General features: G+C 59.4%; 15 protein-coding genes. 3 read left to right on the top strand and 12 right to left on the bottom strand.

Going from position 1 to position 17,577, the window contains the following annotated elements; all coding sequences use genetic code 11:
• Positions 1-16: 16 nt before the first annotated feature.
• The 4 genes from MRBLMR1_RS07420 to MRBLMR1_RS07435 all read right to left on the bottom strand — a co-directional run bounded on the left by MRBLMR1_RS07420 (position 17) and on the right by MRBLMR1_RS07435 (position 5,109).
• Complete coding sequence (locus MRBLMR1_RS07420; protein WP_148148456.1) at positions 17-1,045, bottom strand: ABC transporter ATP-binding protein; 1,029 nt, start codon at positions 1,043-1,045, stop codon at positions 17-19.
• Entirely contained in the window at positions 1,033-2,727 is a 1,695-nt protein-coding gene (locus MRBLMR1_RS07425) for an ABC transporter permease (RefSeq protein ID WP_148148457.1), read from the bottom strand. Before MRBLMR1_RS07425 ends, MRBLMR1_RS07420 begins: the two co-directional genes overlap by 13 nt.
• An 11-nt stretch (positions 2,728-2,738) precedes the next feature.
• On the bottom strand, positions 2,739-3,719 hold the full coding sequence (locus MRBLMR1_RS07430) for an ABC transporter substrate-binding protein (RefSeq protein ID WP_148148458.1): 981 nt from the start codon (positions 3,717-3,719) through the stop codon (positions 2,739-2,741).
• A gap of 145 nt (positions 3,720-3,864) precedes the next feature.
• Positions 3,865-5,109, bottom strand: a complete 1,245-nt coding sequence (locus MRBLMR1_RS07435) for an aminotransferase-like domain-containing protein (RefSeq protein ID WP_148148459.1) — start codon at positions 5,107-5,109, stop codon at positions 3,865-3,867.
• A 199-nt stretch (positions 5,110-5,308) separates the two neighbouring features.
• Here MRBLMR1_RS07435 and MRBLMR1_RS07440 point away from each other — a divergent pair, with 199 nt between their 5' ends.
• Complete coding sequence (locus tag MRBLMR1_RS07440; RefSeq protein WP_500064022.1) at positions 5,309-5,761, top strand: RbsD/FucU family protein; 453 nt, start codon at positions 5,309-5,311, stop codon at positions 5,759-5,761.
• Positions 5,762-5,824: 63 nt separating this feature from the next.
• Here the strand turns inward: MRBLMR1_RS07440 and ilvC are convergent, their stop codons facing one another.
• The 3 genes from ilvC to MRBLMR1_RS07455 form a co-directional block, all read right to left on the bottom strand.
• Complete coding sequence (gene ilvC / locus MRBLMR1_RS07445; protein ID WP_112459371.1) at positions 5,825-6,844, bottom strand: ketol-acid reductoisomerase; 1,020 nt, start codon at positions 6,842-6,844, stop codon at positions 5,825-5,827.
• 39 nt (positions 6,845-6,883) lie between these two features.
• A complete protein-coding gene (locus MRBLMR1_RS07450) occupies positions 6,884-7,543 on the bottom strand; it encodes a TetR/AcrR family transcriptional regulator C-terminal domain-containing protein (protein WP_148148461.1) in 660 nt (219 codons plus the stop codon).
• 112 nt (positions 7,544-7,655) lie between these two features.
• On the bottom strand, positions 7,656-8,561 hold the full coding sequence (locus MRBLMR1_RS07455) for an AraC family transcriptional regulator (RefSeq protein ID WP_148148462.1): 906 nt from the start codon (positions 8,559-8,561) through the stop codon (positions 7,656-7,658).
• 190 nt (positions 8,562-8,751) lie between these two features.
• Here MRBLMR1_RS07455 and MRBLMR1_RS07460 point away from each other — a divergent pair, with 190 nt between their 5' ends.
• Positions 8,752-9,801, top strand: a complete 1,050-nt coding sequence (locus tag MRBLMR1_RS07460; RefSeq protein ID WP_148148463.1) for an NAD(P)-dependent alcohol dehydrogenase — start codon at positions 8,752-8,754, stop codon at positions 9,799-9,801.
• Between the two features lie 128 nt (positions 9,802-9,929).
• Here the strand turns inward: MRBLMR1_RS07460 and MRBLMR1_RS07465 are convergent, their stop codons facing one another.
• The 4 genes from MRBLMR1_RS07465 to rpiA form a co-directional block, all read right to left on the bottom strand.
• A complete protein-coding gene (locus tag MRBLMR1_RS07465; RefSeq protein WP_148148464.1) occupies positions 9,930-11,303 on the bottom strand; it encodes a class II 3-deoxy-7-phosphoheptulonate synthase in 1,374 nt (457 codons plus the stop codon).
• A 176-nt stretch (positions 11,304-11,479) separates the two neighbouring features.
• On the bottom strand, positions 11,480-12,868 hold the full coding sequence (gor, locus tag MRBLMR1_RS07470) for a glutathione-disulfide reductase (RefSeq protein WP_148148465.1): 1,389 nt from the start codon (positions 12,866-12,868) through the stop codon (positions 11,480-11,482).
• 110 nt (positions 12,869-12,978) lie between these two features.
• Entirely contained in the window at positions 12,979-13,599 is a 621-nt protein-coding gene (locus tag MRBLMR1_RS07475; protein ID WP_148148466.1) for a DUF2059 domain-containing protein, read from the bottom strand.
• A gap of 18 nt (positions 13,600-13,617) precedes the next feature.
• A complete protein-coding gene (gene rpiA, locus MRBLMR1_RS07480; protein ID WP_148148467.1) occupies positions 13,618-14,313 on the bottom strand; it encodes a ribose-5-phosphate isomerase RpiA in 696 nt (231 codons plus the stop codon).
• Between the two features lie 177 nt (positions 14,314-14,490).
• Between rpiA and MRBLMR1_RS07485 the strand changes: the two genes are divergently transcribed.
• Complete coding sequence (locus MRBLMR1_RS07485; protein WP_148148468.1) at positions 14,491-15,180, top strand: HAD-IA family hydrolase; 690 nt, start codon at positions 14,491-14,493, stop codon at positions 15,178-15,180.
• A gap of 59 nt (positions 15,181-15,239) precedes the next feature.
• Here MRBLMR1_RS07485 and MRBLMR1_RS07490 read toward each other — a convergent pair whose 3' ends face one another.
• Positions 15,240-17,225, bottom strand: coding sequence for a L,D-transpeptidase family protein (locus MRBLMR1_RS07490; RefSeq protein ID WP_500064023.1), 1,986 nt, complete (start codon positions 17,223-17,225; stop codon positions 15,240-15,242).
• Positions 17,226-17,577 lie beyond the last annotated feature (352 nt).

A 17,577-nucleotide genomic window follows, 5' to 3' on the forward strand; every position in this document is an offset into this window, starting at 1 on the left:
CTCGACAGTTAGCTGGCTACAGCCTCCAGGCCGAGCGGATGATGATCGCTACCATGTCGCCGACCTTGACCGGCTGGCGGCTGAACGCGCGCAAAACCTGCTCGTCGCCGAGTGCCAGTTTCAGCGCGTAACGCTCGCCCTCGAACAGCACGGATGTTACACGCGCAGGCACGCCTTCGCCGGCGATCTCCACATCCTGCGGCCGGATGAGAATATCGGCACAATCGGCGCCATGTGAGCGGCTGAGCAGTTGCTGCAAGACATCCCAGTCCAGCCGACGGTTCTCGACCGAGGCTGCCGGCCATGCGACGATCGCCCCCTGCCCGACCAGTCCGCCAACCAGCCGGCCTTCCGGACGGGCATAGATTTCCTGCGGGCTTGCCACCTGCAACAGCCTGCCTTCCGACATCACCGCGACATCCGTCGCCAGCGCCATCGCTTCCGCCTGGTCATGCGTGACATAAATCATCGTCGCGCCGGACCGTTGATGAAACTCGCGGAACGTCTCTTCCATTTCCTGCCGCAGATGCCGATCGAGATTGGCGAGCGGCTCGTCGAGCAGAACCACATCAGGCTCCGTCACAAGGCATCGCGCCAACGCAACACGCTGTCGCTGGCCACCGGAGAGATCAGCGGGACGGCGATCCGCATAGGCTTCGAGCCTGACCGCCGCGAGCGCCTCCCGGATTTTGGTCGAGCGTCTCTCACCGGTGACACCGCGAACCTTGAGCGGATAGCCGACATTGTCGGCAACGCTCATATGCGGCCACAGCGCGTAGGACTGGAACACCATCGCCATGTTGCGATGTTCCGGCGCCACCATCTCGCCGGCATCGGCCAGCACCCGGTCACCAAGCAGGATCGAGCCGTCGGTCGGCTGCTCGAAGCCGGCGATCATTCTGAGCACCGTCGTCTTGCCGCAGCCGGAGGGGCCTAGCAATGCGAGAAAACCACCATCGCGAACTTCCAGCGATACATCGTTCACGGCTGGGCGGCCGCCGGTTTCGAATGCCTTGGACAGGCGGTTTAGGATCAGCTTCGCCACGGTACCACACCTTTCGGCAGTCTCTTCGCCATCAGTTCCAGCACCAGCATCATCGCGATCACCATGATGACCACGAGGACGGAAAGCGCTGCAGCGAGATTGAAGCTGCCGCTATCATCGAGATTGTAAATCGCCACGCCGAGCGTCTGCGTGCCGGCCGACCAGAGGATGGCCGAGACCGTGAGCTCGTTGCAGGCAATGAGAAAGACCAGAATGACGGACGCACCGGCCGCCGGAGCCACCAGCGGCACCACGATATCCACCAGCCGCCGTCCGAACCCTGCGCCTGCGAGGCGTGCAGCCTCTTCCAGAGACGGATCGAGTTGCCGGAACGCACTCACCACCGGCTTCAGACTGACCGCAAAGAAGCTGGAGAAATAGGCAACGAGAATAATCCAGATCGTGCCGTAGATCGAAATCCCGATGATCGGGATCGGCGCGGCAAAGACCAGGATCAGCGCGACAGCGAGCACGATACCCGGCAGCGCGTAAGGGATTTCGGCAAGCGCCGAAAGCACTGGTGCCAAGCGGCTTTTCGAGCGTACGAGATAATAGCCCGTCAGCACAGTCACCACCAGGAGACCAAGCGCCGTCGCAAGCGACAGCGATACGGAATTGGTGAACGCCGTACGGGTGATCGACTGCTTGAACAGGACCTCGCGATAGGCGTCCAGCGTTGCGGTCGTCGGCGTCAACGGCACGCCATAGGCGGGCGCAAGCGAGCTTGCGATGAGCGCCGTCAGCGGCATGACGAGCGTGATGAAAATCGCCAGCCACAGCACCAGTTCGCCGATCAGACGCCAGTTTCCAAGCCGGAACATCGCCACCTGCCCTGAGAGCCCGATGACGCGATAGTCGCGCCCGCGCAAAACCCGTTCCTCGACCGTCAGGCCGATGACCGACAGGATCGCGATGAGACCGGAAAGCAGCGAGACGTCGGCAAAGGTGTTCGTTCCGAAAGCGGCGAATTTCGAATAGATCAGCGTCGGTAGCGTGTAGATCGAGGCCGGAATGCCAAGAATGGCCGGAATGCCGAAATTGCCGACGCAGGAAACGAAAGCGATCGCTGCACCGGCGACGAAACCGGGCAGTGACAAGGGCAGAATGATATCCTTCAGCACCTGCCAGGACGATGCACCTGACAGCCCTGCGGCCTCGACGCCATCACGCGGCAGGGCCAGAAGACCGGCGCGCAACGACAGGAAGACCAGCGGCGCATTCTGCACGCCATAAAGCAGCGCAATACCGCCGATAGAATAAAGCGGCTGCGGGCTCCCAAGCGGCGGCGCCATTCCGATCGCCTTCAGAAGCGCGCTCGAGGGGCCGGTCATGCCGATCCAGGACAGAGCCGTCACCTGCGGCGGGATCATCGTCGGCAGCATGAACAAGAAACCCAAAGCCGTCTTGCCGCGCACGTCAAACAGTGTCAGCAGCAGCGCAAACCCGCCGCCGAGGATGACGGCCGCGATCATGCCGAGGATTGAGGTAGTGAGCGTGTCATAAACCGCCTGCCAGACGACAGGATCGGAAAGAAGCGCACGCGCACCGCCATTGAAAAGCGATGAAAAGCCGGTCGCGGCAAGCCGTCCGAGCGGCAGGACGCTCAGGAAGAAGATCACCACTACGACAAAGGAAAACAGCCAGCGGGGCTGGCTGTTTCCTCGATTCTGAGATCGGAACATGAGGCCTTATATCAGCCCTTGGTGCCGAAAATATCGGAGAACGTCTTCACGTCCTTTTCCGAGTTCTTCAGCGCGTCCGCGGCGTTGAGCGGCAGAACCTTGATCTTGTCGCGTGCCGGGTAGCCGGCCGGCAGGTCGATACCGTTGCGCGCCGGGATGTAGCCGAGGCCTGCTGCGATCTTCTGGCCGTTTTCCGAGAGAAGATAGTCGATGAACTTTTTGGCATTGTCCTGATGTTTGGTCGACGACAGGATCGCAGCCGGTTCGGTGACAGCCGAAACGCCTTCCTTCGGGAAAACGAACTCGACCGGGGCGCCCTTTGCCTTTTCGCGGATCGGCATGTAGTCGACGACGACACCATAGGCCTTTTCGCCGGAGGCGACAGCCTTCAGCACGCCACCATTGCCGCCGGCAGCAACTGCACCGTTATCCTTGAGCTGCTTGTAATAGTCCCAGCCAAGGCCATCGACGGCAGCCAGCGTCTGAGCGTGGATGAGAGCGGCGCCCGAAGCGACCGGGCTCGGCATGGTGACAAGACCCTTGGCTTCCGGCTTGGCAAGATCGGCCCAGCTCGTCGGCTTCATCGCAGCCTGGGTGTTGTACATGATGCCGGTGGTGATCAGCTTGGTCGAGTAGTAGTAACCGTCGGCATCATAGAGCGAAGCGTCGAAATTCTTGGCTTCCGGCGACTTGTAGGCCAAGAGCTGGCCGGCGGCCTTCATGCGCTCGAACGTCACGGTGTCGGCGATCAGCAGAATGTCGGCGACCGGGTTGCCGGCAGCGATCTCGGCGTTGAGCTTTGCCATGATCTGCGGAGTTCCGTCACGCACCCACTCGACATCGACGCCCGGATTGGCGGCCTTGAAGCCGTCGATGGTTGCCTGCGCATCGGCATTCGGCTGGCTGGTATAGACCACCAGGTCGGCAGCGTTGACAACGCCGGCGAGACCGAGCGCGACAAGCGCCGTGAAAGAGGAAAGGAGCTTTTTCATGGGAGAGTTCCTGTTTGAGTTGACGCGCTTAAACACACATTCAACGACACTCATGTGACAGGCTTCGGCCTAAGGCTGAGTTCCGACGAAAAAAGGGCGGATCGCCTGTGGATCCGCCCTTTCCATACGAATTCGTGAGCAGCAATCAGATGATCGGCAGGCTTTCGTGTTCACTTACCGATGCGTGGGCGACCAGACGTCCAAGGCGCTTGATGCCTTCGTCGATCATCTCGTCGTTGGCGCAAGAGAACGATACGCGCAGCGTGTTGGCATTGCTGCCATCCGCATAAAACGCCTTGCCCGGCACGAAGGCGACCTTTTCCGTCGCCAGTGACTTGGCGAGCAGTTCGGCCCCGTCCATGCCCTCCGGCAGCGTGATCCAGACGAACATACCGCCTTCCGGCTTCGTCCATGTCGTACCTTTCGGCATGTACTTTTCAAGCGCCACCAGCATCGCATCACGGCGGCCGCTGTAGACGCGCTTGATCTTGGCAACCTGTTCGGCAAAACCCCGCGAAGCGACATGTTCGACGGCGATCTGGTTGATCGTCGAGGAATGCAGGTCGGCCGCCTGTTTCATCAGAACCAGCTTGCGGATGACAGGCATCGCGGCAATGACGAAGCCGACGCGCAGGCCCGGAGCCAGCGTCTTGGAAAAACTGCCGCTATAGATCGTGCGCGTGTTCTCGATGCCGCCCTTGCGCGCGATATCCAGAGACAGGATCGGCGGGACTGCCTCGCCGTCGAAGCGCAGGTTTTGATAGGCCGCATCCTCGAGGATCGCGATATCCAACTCGTCGGCCAGCGCCAGTAGTTTTTCACGGCCCGCGCGGTCGATCGTCTCACCTGTCGGGTTGGAGAAATCGGCAGACAGATAGGCGAACTTGACGGCCCCCCCCAGTTTGGAAGCCGTATCCCGATAGGCATCCGGCGTGCGGTTGCCGTTCAGCGAAAGCTGGTCGTAATTCGGCTCATAGGCGTTGAAGGCCGACAGCGCGCCGAGATAGGTCGGCCAGGTGACCAGCGCGGTATCCTTCGGCGACAGGAAAAGCTTGCCGAGATAATCGAGTGCCTGCTGCGAACCGGACGTGATGAACACGTTGTCGGCGGTACAGTCGATACCGATCTTGGCGACATCCTCGACGATCCAGTCACGCAGCGGCTTGTAGCCCTCACTGACCGAATATTGCAAAGCCGAGTTCACCTGCGCGCTCGAAAAAATATCGGCGTAAGCTGCCTTGAACTCTTCCGCCGGAAACAGAGCCGGATCAGGAATGCCGCCTGCAAACGAAATGATATCGGGCTGCTCCAGAAGCTTCAGCAGTTCACGGATTTCCGACGCCTTCATCCGGCTGGAACGCGTGGCGAAGATATGTTCCCAATCAAGCATGGGGATGTTTCCTGTTATTTCAATTTTGTTGTCATCGCTTTACAGAAATTCCGACAGGTCAGCAATACTGACCTATCGTCTCCTGCGACATTTTTTGTCTCCATGACATTCCGTCGGTGATGACATTTCACTGGTGCGCATCGGCATTTGCCTGCGATAACTGGGGAATGAAGTTTCACGTGTCTTGGAGGAGAGACGAATGCTGAAGAACCTGGATCCGGCGCTGAATGCCGATATCCTTTATGCCCTGAAGTCGATGGGCCATGGCGATACGCTCGTGCTTGCCGACGCCAATTTCCCGTCGGATTCGATTGCCCGGCAGACCTCACTCGGCAGATTGTTGCGGATGGATAACATCTCGGCGCCACGCGCCATGAAGGCGATCCTTTCGGTCCTGCCGCTCGACACGCCCTTGCAGCCCTCGGTCGGGCGTATGGAGGTTATCGGCCAGCCGGACACGATCCCGGAGATCCAGAAAGAAATTCAGGCCGAAATAGATGCGGCCGAGGGCCAGTCCGCGCCGATGTACAGCATCGAACGCCATGCCGTCTACGAGAACGCGAAAAAGGCCTATTGCGTCATCGCCACCGGCGAATTGCGCTTCTACGGCTGCTTCATTCTTACCAAGGGCGTTATTCCGCCCAAGGAATGATGATGAAAAGCACCGCGCGGTTATCCCGCGCGATGCTTTTTCCTTACTTGGTAACCGAGCCGATTAGTTGACGGCCTTATCGACCAGCTTGTTCTTGCCAATCCAAGGCATCATGGCGCGCAGCTTGGTGCCGACTTCCTCGATCTGGTGGCTGTCGTTGTTGCGACGGATACCCTTGAAGCGGGCGCCGCCGGCACGATATTCCTGCATCCAGTCCGAGGTGAACTTGCCGGTCTGGATATCGGTCAGAACGCGCTTCATCTCAGCCTTGGTCTCGGCGGTGATGATACGCGGACCGGTGACGTATTCGCCCCACTCGGCCGTGTTGGAGATCGAATAGTTCATGTTGGCGATGCCGCCTTCATAGATCAGGTCGACGATCAGCTTCACTTCGTGCAGGCATTCGAAATAGGCCATTTCCGGCGCATAACCACCTTCGACCAGCGTCTCGAAGCCGGCGCGGATCAGTTCGACCAGACCGCCGCAGAGAACGACCTGTTCGCCGAAGAGGTCGGTTTCGCATTCTTCCTTGAACGTGGTTTCAATGATCCCCGAACGACCGCCGCCGACGCCACAAGCGTAGGAGAGAGCGAGTTCAAGCGCGTTGCCGGAAGCGTTCTGGTGGATTGCGACGAGGCAGGGAACGCCGCCGCCCTTCTGGTATTCGCCGCGAACCGTGTGGCCCGGGCCCTTCGGTGCGATCATCACGACATCGATCGATGCCTTGGGCTCGATCAGGCCAAAATGAACGTTGAGACCGTGAGCGAATGCGATCGTTGCGCCATCGCGGATGTTGCCGGCGATTTCGTCACGATAGATGTCGGCCTGCAATTCGTCCGGGGTTGCCATCATCATCAGGTCGGCCCAGGCCGCAGCCTCGGCAACCGTCATGACCTTGAAACCATCGGCTTCGGCCTTCTTGGCAGTGGCGGAACCGGCCTTGAGAGCGATTGCCATGTTCTGCGCACCGGAATCCTTCAAGTTCAGCGCGTGTGCGCGACCCTGGGAACCGTAGCCGATGATGGCGACCTTCTTCGACTTGATCAGGTTGAGGTCGGCATCACGATCATAATAAACGCGCATCTTAAATTCCTTCCCTATGCGAGTGTTTGTTTCGGTTGTTTATCGTCCTGCGGAAACGCGAAGCGCGTCCGCCGTTTTCTGCTCGACGCCATGCAGTGCGAGGAAGGCTTCGACTGCCCTCTCCGCCTGGCGCGAATTGTCCTTCAGCCCCGGCTCGCCCAGCAGCATGCGAACATGCAGATCCGAGACGATCAGGCCATAGAATGTGTGGTAAGCCGCATCTGCATTCTCGAAGCGCAACAGACCTGCCCGCTTGCCGGCATCCATCAGCGCCATGGCGCGACGATCGATCTGCCTGCGGCCGTGCTCAACCAGAAGCTTGCCGAGCTTGGAGCCATCGCGGCTCGTCTGGCCTATCGCCAGCCGATTGAGAGCCAGAGACACATCACCGCCCAGAACTTCCAGAAGATCGCGCCCGAACTGTTCGAGATGCTGCTTCAGGAGCTGTTCCGTCAGTTTTTCGCCTGACCGGTCGGCGGTGCGAACCTTGCTCGCCTGATAGGCGATCATCGCGGCCAGAACGCCGTCGCGGTCACCGAACCACTTGTAGAGGCTTTCCTTGGAGCAGCTTGCGGCACGGGCAAGTCCCGACGTCGTCAACGCCTTGTCGCCACCTTCAACGAGAAGACGAAGCGCCTGCTCCAGAACCTCATTCTGGCGCGGCGAAAACTGGGGCGTGTCGGCGGTATCGGGTCTCACTTGCGGCTGCTCCTCTCAGGTACCGTACGGTACGGTTCTGGCGTATAAAGCAATTCTGCTTTCCGTCAAGCCGGATTTGCAAACGGCGATGAGGAATTTGAAGAAGAAAAAATCAGCCCGTGGCCGAAACCCGGACCGCATCCATGTCACGCGCAGGAGACAGGCCGTAAAGGCGGCTATACTCGCGACTGAACTGCGACGGGCTCTGATATCCGACCCGGTGGCCGGCATTGCCGACGTCCAGCCCTTCCACCAGCATCAGCCGCCGCGCCTCGTGGAGCCTCAACTGCTTCTGGTACTGAACTGGCGTCATCGCCGTGATCGCCTTAAAATGATGATGGAAGGACGAGACGCTCATGCCGACATGTTCGGCCAGTTCCTCGATCCTGAGCGAGCCGGCAAAGTTTTCCTTCAGCCAGGCAATAGCGCGTGCCACCCGGTTGCCGTGGCTGTCGGCAATGGCGATGTTGATCAACTGCCCGCCTGCCGGCCCCGTCAGGATGCGATAGAGGATTTCCTGTTCGATCAGAGGCGCGAGAGACGGGATATCACTTGGACGATCGAGCAAGCGCATAAGGCGAACGGAAGCATCCAGAAGCTCGGGCGTGGCGACATTCACCACGATACCTCGTTGATTTTTGCTCGGCCCCACCGGCTTGGAAAGCCCGTTTCTGCCCATCAGATCGAGCACCTTTTCGCTGCTGATCGCAACGGTGATACAGAAGTGCGGAACCTCGGGACTGGCTTCGACGACCCGCCACGCGACGGGAAGCTCAAGCGAGGTCAGAAGGTAGTCGCCAGCGCCGTAATTGATCGTATCAGTGCCGAGTTGAACGCATTTCGCACCCTGAATCACCATCGCGAAACACGGCCTATAGCTTCCATGGCAAGGTACACTCGGCGATGTCCTCCGGCTGATTCCCAGCCCTTCGATTGTCGTCGTACCATCGCCCTCGTCTTTCGCGTAACGCGCCGCGATAGAAGCAATTTCCTGATAGGGATTGAAAGGGAGTGTCATTGAGCCATTTCTCCGAAGCAGGCCGCGAACCGTTTCCACTCTATAATCCTAGATTGCCGCCGCAACGAGGGGTACCTCGCAATCTTGCAGGATTGTGCAAGAAGCTTGGAGGATCGATCTAACGCCTGCCCGGTGTCGTGACGCATAGTCCGGCCGTTGATTTTCAACCCATCAATGAATGGAGTTCCCCATGCCCATCGCCAGAGGCTATGCTGCGACCGACGCGTCGAGCCCGCTCACCCCTTTCACCTTCGAGCGCCGCGAACCGAATGATGACGACGTGGTCATCGACATCAAGTTCGCCGGCATCTGCCATTCCGACATCCACACCGTCCGCAACGAATGGAAGAACGCGGTCTATCCGATCGTTCCAGGCCATGAGATCGCCGGTGTCGTCAAGGCCGTCGGCTCCAAGGTCACGAAGTTCAAGGTCGGCGACCATGTCGGCGTCGGTTGCTTCGTAGACAGCTGCGTCGGCTGCGCCACCCGCGACCTCGATAACGAACATTACCTGCCGGGTCTGGTTCAGACCTATAACGACGTCGACACTCTGAACGGCAATGCTCCCACCCATGGCGGTTATTCCGACTCGATCGTGGTCAAGGAAGGTTATGTTCTGTCGATCCCGGACAGCCTGCCGCTCGATGCATCCGCCCCGCTTCTGTGCGCCGGTATCACGCTCTATTCCCCGCTGCGCCGCTGGGGTGCAGGCCCGGGCAAGAAGGTCGCGATCGTCGGCATGGGCGGCCTTGGCCATATGGGCGTCAAACTCGGCGCTGCCATGGGTGCCGATGTCACCGTGCTCAGCCAGTCGCTCTCCAAGAAGGACGACGGCCTGAAGCTCGGCGCGAAAGACTATTACGCCACCAGCGACGCCGAAACCTTCAAGAAGCTCGCAGGCACCTTCGACCTGATCATCTGCACCGTGTCGGCTGAAATCGACTGGAACGCCTATCTTGGCCTGCTGAAGCCGAAGGGCAGCATGGTTGTCGTCGGCGCTCCGGAAAACCCGATCCCGGTTCACGCCTTCTCGCTGATCTTCGGCGCCAAGGAACTTTCTGGCTCGATGATCGGCTCGATCAAGGAAACCCAGGAAATGCTGGATTTCTGCGGCGAGAAGGGCATCGTCTCTGAAATCGAGAAGATCAACATCAGCCAAGTCAATGAAGCCTATGAACGCGTTCTGAAGAGCGACGTCCGCTACCGCTTCGTCATCGATATGGCTTCGCTCGACGCCTGACCCGGCGGACATATCCGAACGCCATGACCGCCATCGATGATAGATGCGGAGGTTGCGGCGAATGTAAAAAGAAAAGGCCGGCGATTGCCGGCCTTTTCTCATTCCTGAAGCAGGGATTGCGATATCGCTCAGCCGTTGACGACCATCCGCTTTTCGTCGCGACCGGTCTTCATCCGTTCGGCCAGAAGGAAGGCCAGTTCCAAAGCCTGATCCGCATTGAGACGCGGGTCGCAATGAGTGTGATAGCGATCCTGAAGATCCGCGCCGGTGACAGCGCGCGCACCGCCGGTGCATTCGGTTACGTCCTTGCCGGTCATTTCGACATGGATGCCGCCCGGATGCGTGCCTTCGGCACGATGGATCTGGAAGAAGCTCTCCACTTCCGACAGGATCCGGTCGAACGGCCGGGTCTTGTAGTTGTTGAGCGTGATCGTGTTGCCGTGCATCGGATCGCAGGACCAGACAACCTTCTTGCCCTCGCGCTCGACGGCGCGGATGAGCTTCGGCAGATGTTCTGCAACCTTATCGTGGCCGAAACGGCAGATCAGCGTCAGACGACCAGCCTCGTTTGCCGGGTTCAGCGCATCGATCAGCTCGATCAGGTTGTCAGGCTGCAGCGAGGGGCCGCATTTCAGGCCGATCGGGTTCTTGATGCCGCGGAAATATTCCACATGGGCATGGTCGAGCTGGCGGGTGCGGTCACCGATCCACAACATGTGGCCGGAGGTCGCGTACCAGTCGCCCGAGGTGGAATCAACGCGGGTGAAGGCCTCTTCATAACCAAGAAGCAGCGCTTCGTGGCTGGTGAAGAAATCCGTCTCGCGCAGGCTCGGCTGGTTGTCAGCAGAGATGCCGATCGCGCGCATGAAGTCCATCGTTTCGCTGATGCGATCCGCCAGCTTCTTGTAACGCTCGCCCTGGGGTGAGTCCTTGACGAAGCCGAGCATCCATTTGTGGACGTTTTCCAGGTTGGCGTAACCACCCATGGCAAACGCACGCAAAAGGTTCAGCGTCGCGGCCGACTGACGATATGCATCGAGCTGGCGCTCCGGTGACGGAATACGGCTCTCCGGCGTGAAATCGATGCCGTTGATGATGTCGCCGCGGTAGGACGGCAGCTCCACGTCGCCCTGCTTCTCGAAATTCGAGGAGCGCGGCTTGGCGAACTGGCCGGCAATGCGGCCAACCTTCACGACCGGCAGCTGCGCGCCATAGGTCAGGACAACCGCCATCTGCAGGAATGATCGGAAGAAGTCGCGGATGTTGTCCGCGCCATGCTCGTAGAAGCTCTCGGCGCAATCGCCGCCCTGAAGCAGGAAGGCATCGCCTTCCGCAACCTTGGCAAGCTGCGCCTTGAGGCGGCGTGCCTCACCAGCAAACACGAGCGGGGGAAACTTCGCCAGCTGGGCTTCTGTAGCCGCCAGAGCGGCCGGATCGGGATATGCCGGAACCTGCTGGATGGGTTTGTTCCGCCAGCTGCTCGGGGTCCAATTCTGTGCCATTTGTCTCACCTGTGGGACCGGACCACCGGGTCCGGCCGTTCCTCTTCACAATAGTGGCGGCTTATAAACCGTGATTCCGCCTTTGCCTAGCCGCTTTGGACAGCTCGTTTCGGTGAACGATCAGTCCTCGGAGACGCCCTTGAAAGACGCCTCCGGCCTCTGAAATCGGTCGGTTTTCAGACGCGCTCGCCGTTCTTTATCCGATAGCTCGGATTGTACATGGTCACGAGTTCTTCGGCGGCTGACGGGTGCAGTGCCATCGTCCGGTCGAAATCGTCCTTGGTCGCACTAGCCTTGAGGCAGATTCCGAGAAGCTGCGCCATTTCACCGGCCTCGTGGCCGAGAATATGTGCGCCTACAACCTTGCGGCTTGCCGCATCGACGACCAGCTTCATGATCATTCGCTCGGAGCGGCCGGAGAGAGTCGCCTTCATCGGGCGGAATTCGGCGCGATAAACTTCCAGCTCGTCATAACGCTTGGCGGCTTCCTCTTCCGAAAGCCCGACCGTGCCAATTTCCGGCTGCGAGAAAACAGCTGTCGGGATCAGGTCATAATCCGGCGAGGTCGGATTGTTGCGATAGACCGTCTCGATGAAACACATGGCTTCGTGGATTGCGACCGGCGTCAGTTGTACCCGGTCGGTGACGTCGCCCAGCGCGTAGATATTCTCCACGTTGGTGCGGGAATATTCATCGACGACGATTGCACCACGCTCGTCGGTCTTCACACCGGCCGCCTCAAGTCCGAGACCCTTTGTGTAGGGGTCGCGACCGAGTGCCAGCATGACTGTCTCGACCGAAAGCGTCTCGCCGCATTTGGTGCGCGCCGTCAGTCCGCCGGCAGGCGCCTCGGCGACTTCCTCGATCACGTCGGTGAGGATGATCTTGATGCCCTTCTCGACCATGGCCTTGTGTAGCCCCTGGCGCATGTCGTGGTCGAATCGGGACAGGATTTCCTTGCCGCGATAGATCAGGGTCGTGTCGACGCCGAGGCCGTGAAAGATGTTGGCGAATTCAACGGCAATATAACCGCCGCCGGCGATCAGAATCGACTTCGGCAGGGTTTCGAGATGGAACGCCTCGTTGGAGGTGATGCAAAGCTCGTGACCGGGAAGCGCGCTATGCGGGTTGGCAACGCCGCCCGTGGCAATCACGATCCGTTCGGCCGTCACCGTCTCGCCGGTCTTGATGAGCCGCACCGTGTGGGCATCGACCAGTTCTGCACGGCTATCGAAAATCTCGGCCTTGTTGCTTTCAAGCCCACGACGATAAAGCCCTTCCAGACGGGTGATTTCCTTGTCCTTGGCTTCGATCAGCTTCGCCCAGTCGAACGTGCTTTTTCCGACCTCCCAGCCGAAACCGGCAGCGTCCTCGAAGTGTTCGTGAAATTGCGATGCATAGACGAAAAGCTTCTTCGGCACGCAGCCACGGATGACGCAAGTGCCGCCGAAACGATATTCCTCGGCGATGCCGACCTTCTTGCCGAGGCTGGCCGCGACACGCCCTGCCCTTACACCACCGGAGCCTCCGCCAATTACAAACAGATCGTAGTCATAGGCGGCCATTCTAATCTCCTTCGGCATATAGGGTGATGCCGCATATAGGCATGTTCCTGAACAAGAAAAAGCCCGGATCGCTCCGGGCTTTTGATAAACATCCTGCTTTCCTCAGCCGATTACGGCTTCGGCAGGTTGAGCGTCGGTGCAGGCGCGCGCGCAGGGGCCGGAGCGGCTGCGGCAGGCGCCTGAGCTGCGGGGGCCGGAGCAGCTTCTGCCGTCGGCATCTGGATCGGATTGGCATCGATCACGCCGCGCAGCTTTGCGGTGCTCTGAGCCGTCAGGTCACGCGAAATGCCGTTGCTCCAGATTTCGGCGGCGCGGCCGAGTTCACGGGCAACAAGCGGCGTGCTGGTCATCAGCTTCTTGCCTGCTTCCGTGTTGAAGAAGGTGGCGATCGCCTTGAGTTCGTCGACCGAGAAGCTTTTGGCATAGATGGTTGCCGCTTCCTTCTCGAGGTCAGCGCGGCGCGGGGCCAGCGTCAGGGCCTGCTCGTTGACGATCGCGGAAATCTGATCCTGGAAATTGGGGGAGGACTGAATGAACTGTGCCTTCAGATTTTCCGCAAGAGCCGGCAGAATATTGTCGTATCGATCCGTGACGTTAAGCGCCTTGATCGCGTCGCGCGCCGCCGCCAGATGAGCCTCCGGAATTTCCTGGGCACGCGCCTGAACAGCCACGGTGCCGGACAGAAGAACAGCTAGCACGACGGCACGGCCGAAAACCGCGGATTTGATCATGAGTGAATGCTCCTACTTTTATTTGGCCTGAAGCGTCCGCGCTCCCGCCGGGCCGGCGATGATCGCAAGGGACGCCATATGAATGAAAAGTCCGTGTTCTACGACGCCTGGAATCGAATGCAGTTCGGCTGACAGTGCCTCTGCATCAGGAATGCGGCCAAAAGATGCGTCGACGATGTAGTGGCCGCCGTCGGTGGTGAAGAGTTCGTCGCCCGCCTTGCGCATCGAGAGCGAGCCACCGAGACCAAGCCTCGCCGCCGCCTTTTCGATCGCAACGCGCGTCGCCATCTGCCCGAACGGGTTGATTTCGATCGGCAGCGGAAATGCGCCGAGCGTCTCGACCAGCTTGCTTTCGTCGGCAATAACGATGACGCGTTCGGATGCAGCGGCAACGATTTTTTCGCGCAACAGAGCACCGCCGCCGCCCTTTATCAGGCTGAGATTGCCGTCCAATTCGTCAGCGCCGTCAATCGTCAGATCGAGTTCAGGAAGCTCATCCAGAGACTTCAGCGAAACCCCAAGCTCCAGGCAAAGCCGTGCTGTTCGTTCAGAGGTCGGAACACCCTGAACACGCAAACCTGCATGAACCTTCTCGGCCAGAAGACGAACGAATTCCTCCGCCGTCGAGCCGGTCCCGATGCCAAGCTTCATCCCGTCTTCGACATGCGCAAGTGCTGCTGCAGCCGCCTTGACCTTCATTTCCCGGGCGTCCATGCGCCTGTTGCTCCCCATTGTTCCAGCCGAGACGCTGTTTACACGCCTGATTGATTGAGCGGAAGACCCCCGCAGTCGTTTCTCACTGCCAACATGCGGCACCGGCGGCCTTTCCAAGGGCGTCCCGGCGTGCTTAACCGGTCAGACCATCCAAAGCAGCAGTGAGGTAATATCCCCGTGAGTTCTCCCCTCGTCATCTTCGATCTGGACGGCACGCTGATCGATACCGCACCCGATCTGATCGACAGCCTAAACCACACGATTGCGCCGGTCGGCCTTGCTCCCATGACATTGGACGACCTGCACCATCTCGTCGGCCAGGGCGCACGAGTGATGATCAAACGTGCCTTCGAATTGCGGAACGTCCCGCTCGACGAGGCGGATGCCGACACCCTGTTCAACAATTTCGTCGAACATTATCGGCACAACATGCCGGGCAAAAGCCAGCCGTTTCGGGGCACGGTCGAATGCCTTGAGCGCCTTGCCGCTGCCGGCATGACACTTGCGATCTGCACCAACAAAAGCGAGGCACTCGCCATCCCGCTTATCGAGACCTTGGGCCTGAGCGACCATTTCGCGGCGATCACCGGCGGCGACACATTCCCGGTCCGCAAACCTGACGCCGCCCATATCTTCGGCACAATCGAAAGGGCCGGAGGATCGAGAGATCGGGCAGTCATGATCGGCGACAGCATCAATGACATTCTTGCCGCCAAAAATGCGGGCATTCCGTCGATCGGGGTCGATTTTGGCTACTCCGACGTTCCGATAGCAAGCCTTTCGCCCAGCAGCGTAATCAGCCACTTTGACGCGCTCACCGATAATCTGGTGAGAGACCTCTTGGTCGCCAGCAAGGTCGTCTCCTGAACCTTGCAAAAAAGGCGACCGATCGGTCGCCTTTTTTCGTATCCCAATATCCCGAAGGATCAGATGCGCGCCTTCGTCGTGGCATCAAAAGCCTTTTGGACCGCAACATCACGATCATAGACGTCATCGAAATATTCGATTGCGCCGTCCTTGTTAGGCCATGCGGTGAAGTAAGCGACATAGACCGGGATCTTCGCATTCACCTTTTCGGCGACATTCTTGCCGGCGGCAATTTCAGCGTCGACCTGCTGCTCGGTAACCCCAAGCACAGCTGCGGCCATCTTGCGCGGCTCCTGCAAGCGCACGCAACCATGGCTGAGCGCACGCATGTCGCGCTGGAAAAAGCTCTTCGATGGCGTGTCATGCATATAAATCGCATGTGCGTTGGGGAAGAGGATCTTCAGGTCGCCGAGAGCATTGTCGCTGGATGGCGGCTGGCGCACGGAGATGTTGTTGGTCGAACCATACCAGTTGACCGCGCTAGACGGCATAACCTTGCCGTTGACGGCGACTTCATAACCGGTGCGGTCGAGATAACTCGGATCCTGGCGCAGCTTGGGCAGCATCTCGTTGACGATGATCGACTGCGGCACGCCCCAATAGGGATTGAACTCGACCGTCTGGATCTGGTCCTCGAAGAAGAATGTCTGATGCGCCTTGGCGCCGATGACGACGCGCATCGAGAACTGCTCGGCGCCATGATCGTGATAATAGACGCGGTAGGCGGGCTGGTTGATGAAGACGTAGCGCTGACCAAGATCATCCGGCAGCCAGCGCGCCTGCTCCATGGCAACGACCACCTTGTCGATCATGGCCTGCGGAGAATGACCGGCCATCTTTCGCAGCGTCGCGGTACCGATGACGCCGTCGGCCTTCAGACCGACCTCACCTTGAAACGATTTCACCAGTTCGACCAGTTCAGGCGTGTATTCCGGAGTCTTCTGATAGGCGGCAAGCGTTGCGGCATGCTGCGTCCTAAGCGATTCTGAGCCCTTCTTCTCGATCACGGCCACGATCTGCGGCAGGTCTGTGCTTACATTACCGGGCTTCAGCAACAGTTTTTCAGGCAAAAGGATATCGTCACCGGCGCTAGCTGCCTCGGCCTTCAGATTTGCGAGTTCCGCCTTGAGTGCCATAAAATTCGGACCCTTGGGCGCCAGGCCTTCGAGATAGACTGCAGCATCGGGTGCCGTCGCAGTCGATGACAGGGTCTGCGAAAGATTGACTTCCTTACGTTTGAAATCGTGATATCCGGAAATGCGGTTCGGATCGATCCGGCCACGCACCATATCCTGCGCGAACAGCAGCGCCTTGCCGGACAGCGCTAGCTCGAACTGCATCAGTTCGGCATCATGGGAAACCGCCGGCTCTGCAGCGACAACGGGAGCAGATGCAGCGGTTTCAACTGAAGGCGCAGATGCATTATCGGTGGCCGGGGCGGCAGTTGTGTCAGCAACCGGCGCCTGTGCAGCCACAGGGGCAACGTCCGCAGTCGTCGCATCGACTGCGGGTGCAGCAGCCGGCTCAACGCTTGCGGTTGTCAGTACCGGCGGCGTCAGCAGATAGTCGGCCGGATCAAGCCCGTAGTCGCCTGCTCTTTCGAAAAGCGCGAGGACTGCCCTCGCCTTGTCGTTGATCTCACCACCGGAAACCCAAAGCGGCGCCGTGGCCTTGCCATAATAGGCCTCAAGCACGGATGCTATATCTCCGGGTGCGGACACCTTGGCGTTCGCCATTGCCTGGAACGGGGCCACAGCGGAGGAAGAGAAACCTGTCCTTACCAGACGCTGACTGTCCGCCTTGTATGTGTAGTATCGAGGACCGGTAACCTTGGGCAGAGGCTCGGGATCAGCCAAGGCGCGCTCGCTCGGCATTGCCTCTTGCGCCCTTGCATTTGCCTGAGCTGCACCATCGCGCTTGCCTGGCCCACCGCGAAGAATATCCATAAGAGTGATGGCATGGGCCGGAGCAGCCGCTCCTGCAAAGATGGAAATACCCGACAGGAGCGCCAGTGCGATCGATGTCTTCTTATGTTTGTGCTGCAATGTAGTCCCCGTGACCTTCGTCCGCGTCTCGTTGGCGGGCTCGACTTCAGTATCACGCCATCTATCCGATCGCGTGAGGGATGGAAAGAAAACGGTCGTTCACTTCTCGGTTCCAAAAGACTGAAAAAAGCGACACGCCGATCTGCATAAAGGTTAAGAAAGTATTGGTTAATTTTTTGCTGACAGCCGACACGATCTTACCCGCAGCGTCGGCCTACCCTCCGCATAAATCGGTTCGGCGTGTCATGAAGGACACGCATTTGCTGCTGCAAAAAGCCGCATCGGAAGCTTGCGGACGTCCGGCAATCGTATAGTAATGCGCCGCGCCGGTACGGTTACGCCTCCACCATAT

Source organism: Neorhizobium sp. LMR1-1-1.1 (genome assembly GCF_040675795.1).
GTDB lineage: Bacteria > Pseudomonadota > Alphaproteobacteria > Rhizobiales > Rhizobiaceae > Neorhizobium > Neorhizobium cellulosilyticum.

Excerpts from the sequence above, each read along its gene's own strand:
- MRBLMR1_RS07435 (WP_148148459.1), bottom strand. The coding sequence starts at position 5,109 with ATGCTTGATTGGGAACATATCTTCGCCACGCGTTCCAGCCGGATGAAG.
- MRBLMR1_RS07425 (WP_148148457.1), bottom strand. The coding sequence starts at position 2,727 with ATGTTCCGATCTCAGAATCGAGGAAACAGCCAGCCCCGCTGGCTGTTT.
- MRBLMR1_RS07475 (WP_148148466.1), bottom strand. The coding sequence starts at position 13,599 with ATGATCAAATCCGCGGTTTTCGGCCGTGCCGTCGTGCTAGCTGTTCTT.
- gor (WP_148148465.1), bottom strand. The coding sequence starts at position 12,868 with ATGGCCGCCTATGACTACGATCTGTTTGTAATTGGCGGAGGCTCCGGT.
- MRBLMR1_RS07440 (WP_500064022.1), top strand. The coding sequence starts at position 5,309 with ATGCTGAAGAACCTGGATCCGGCGCTGAATGCCGATATCCTTTATGCC.
- ilvC (WP_112459371.1), bottom strand. The coding sequence starts at position 6,844 with ATGCGCGTTTATTATGATCGTGATGCCGACCTCAACCTGATCAAGTCG.
- MRBLMR1_RS07455 (WP_148148462.1), bottom strand. The coding sequence starts at position 8,561 with ATGACACTCCCTTTCAATCCCTATCAGGAAATTGCTTCTATCGCGGCG.
- MRBLMR1_RS07465 (WP_148148464.1), bottom strand. The coding sequence starts at position 11,303 with ATGGCACAGAATTGGACCCCGAGCAGCTGGCGGAACAAACCCATCCAG.
- rpiA (WP_148148467.1), bottom strand. The coding sequence starts at position 14,313 with ATGGACGCCCGGGAAATGAAGGTCAAGGCGGCTGCAGCAGCACTTGCG.
- MRBLMR1_RS07460 (WP_148148463.1), top strand. The coding sequence starts at position 8,752 with ATGCCCATCGCCAGAGGCTATGCTGCGACCGACGCGTCGAGCCCGCTC.
- MRBLMR1_RS07430 (WP_148148458.1), bottom strand. The coding sequence starts at position 3,719 with ATGAAAAAGCTCCTTTCCTCTTTCACGGCGCTTGTCGCGCTCGGTCTC.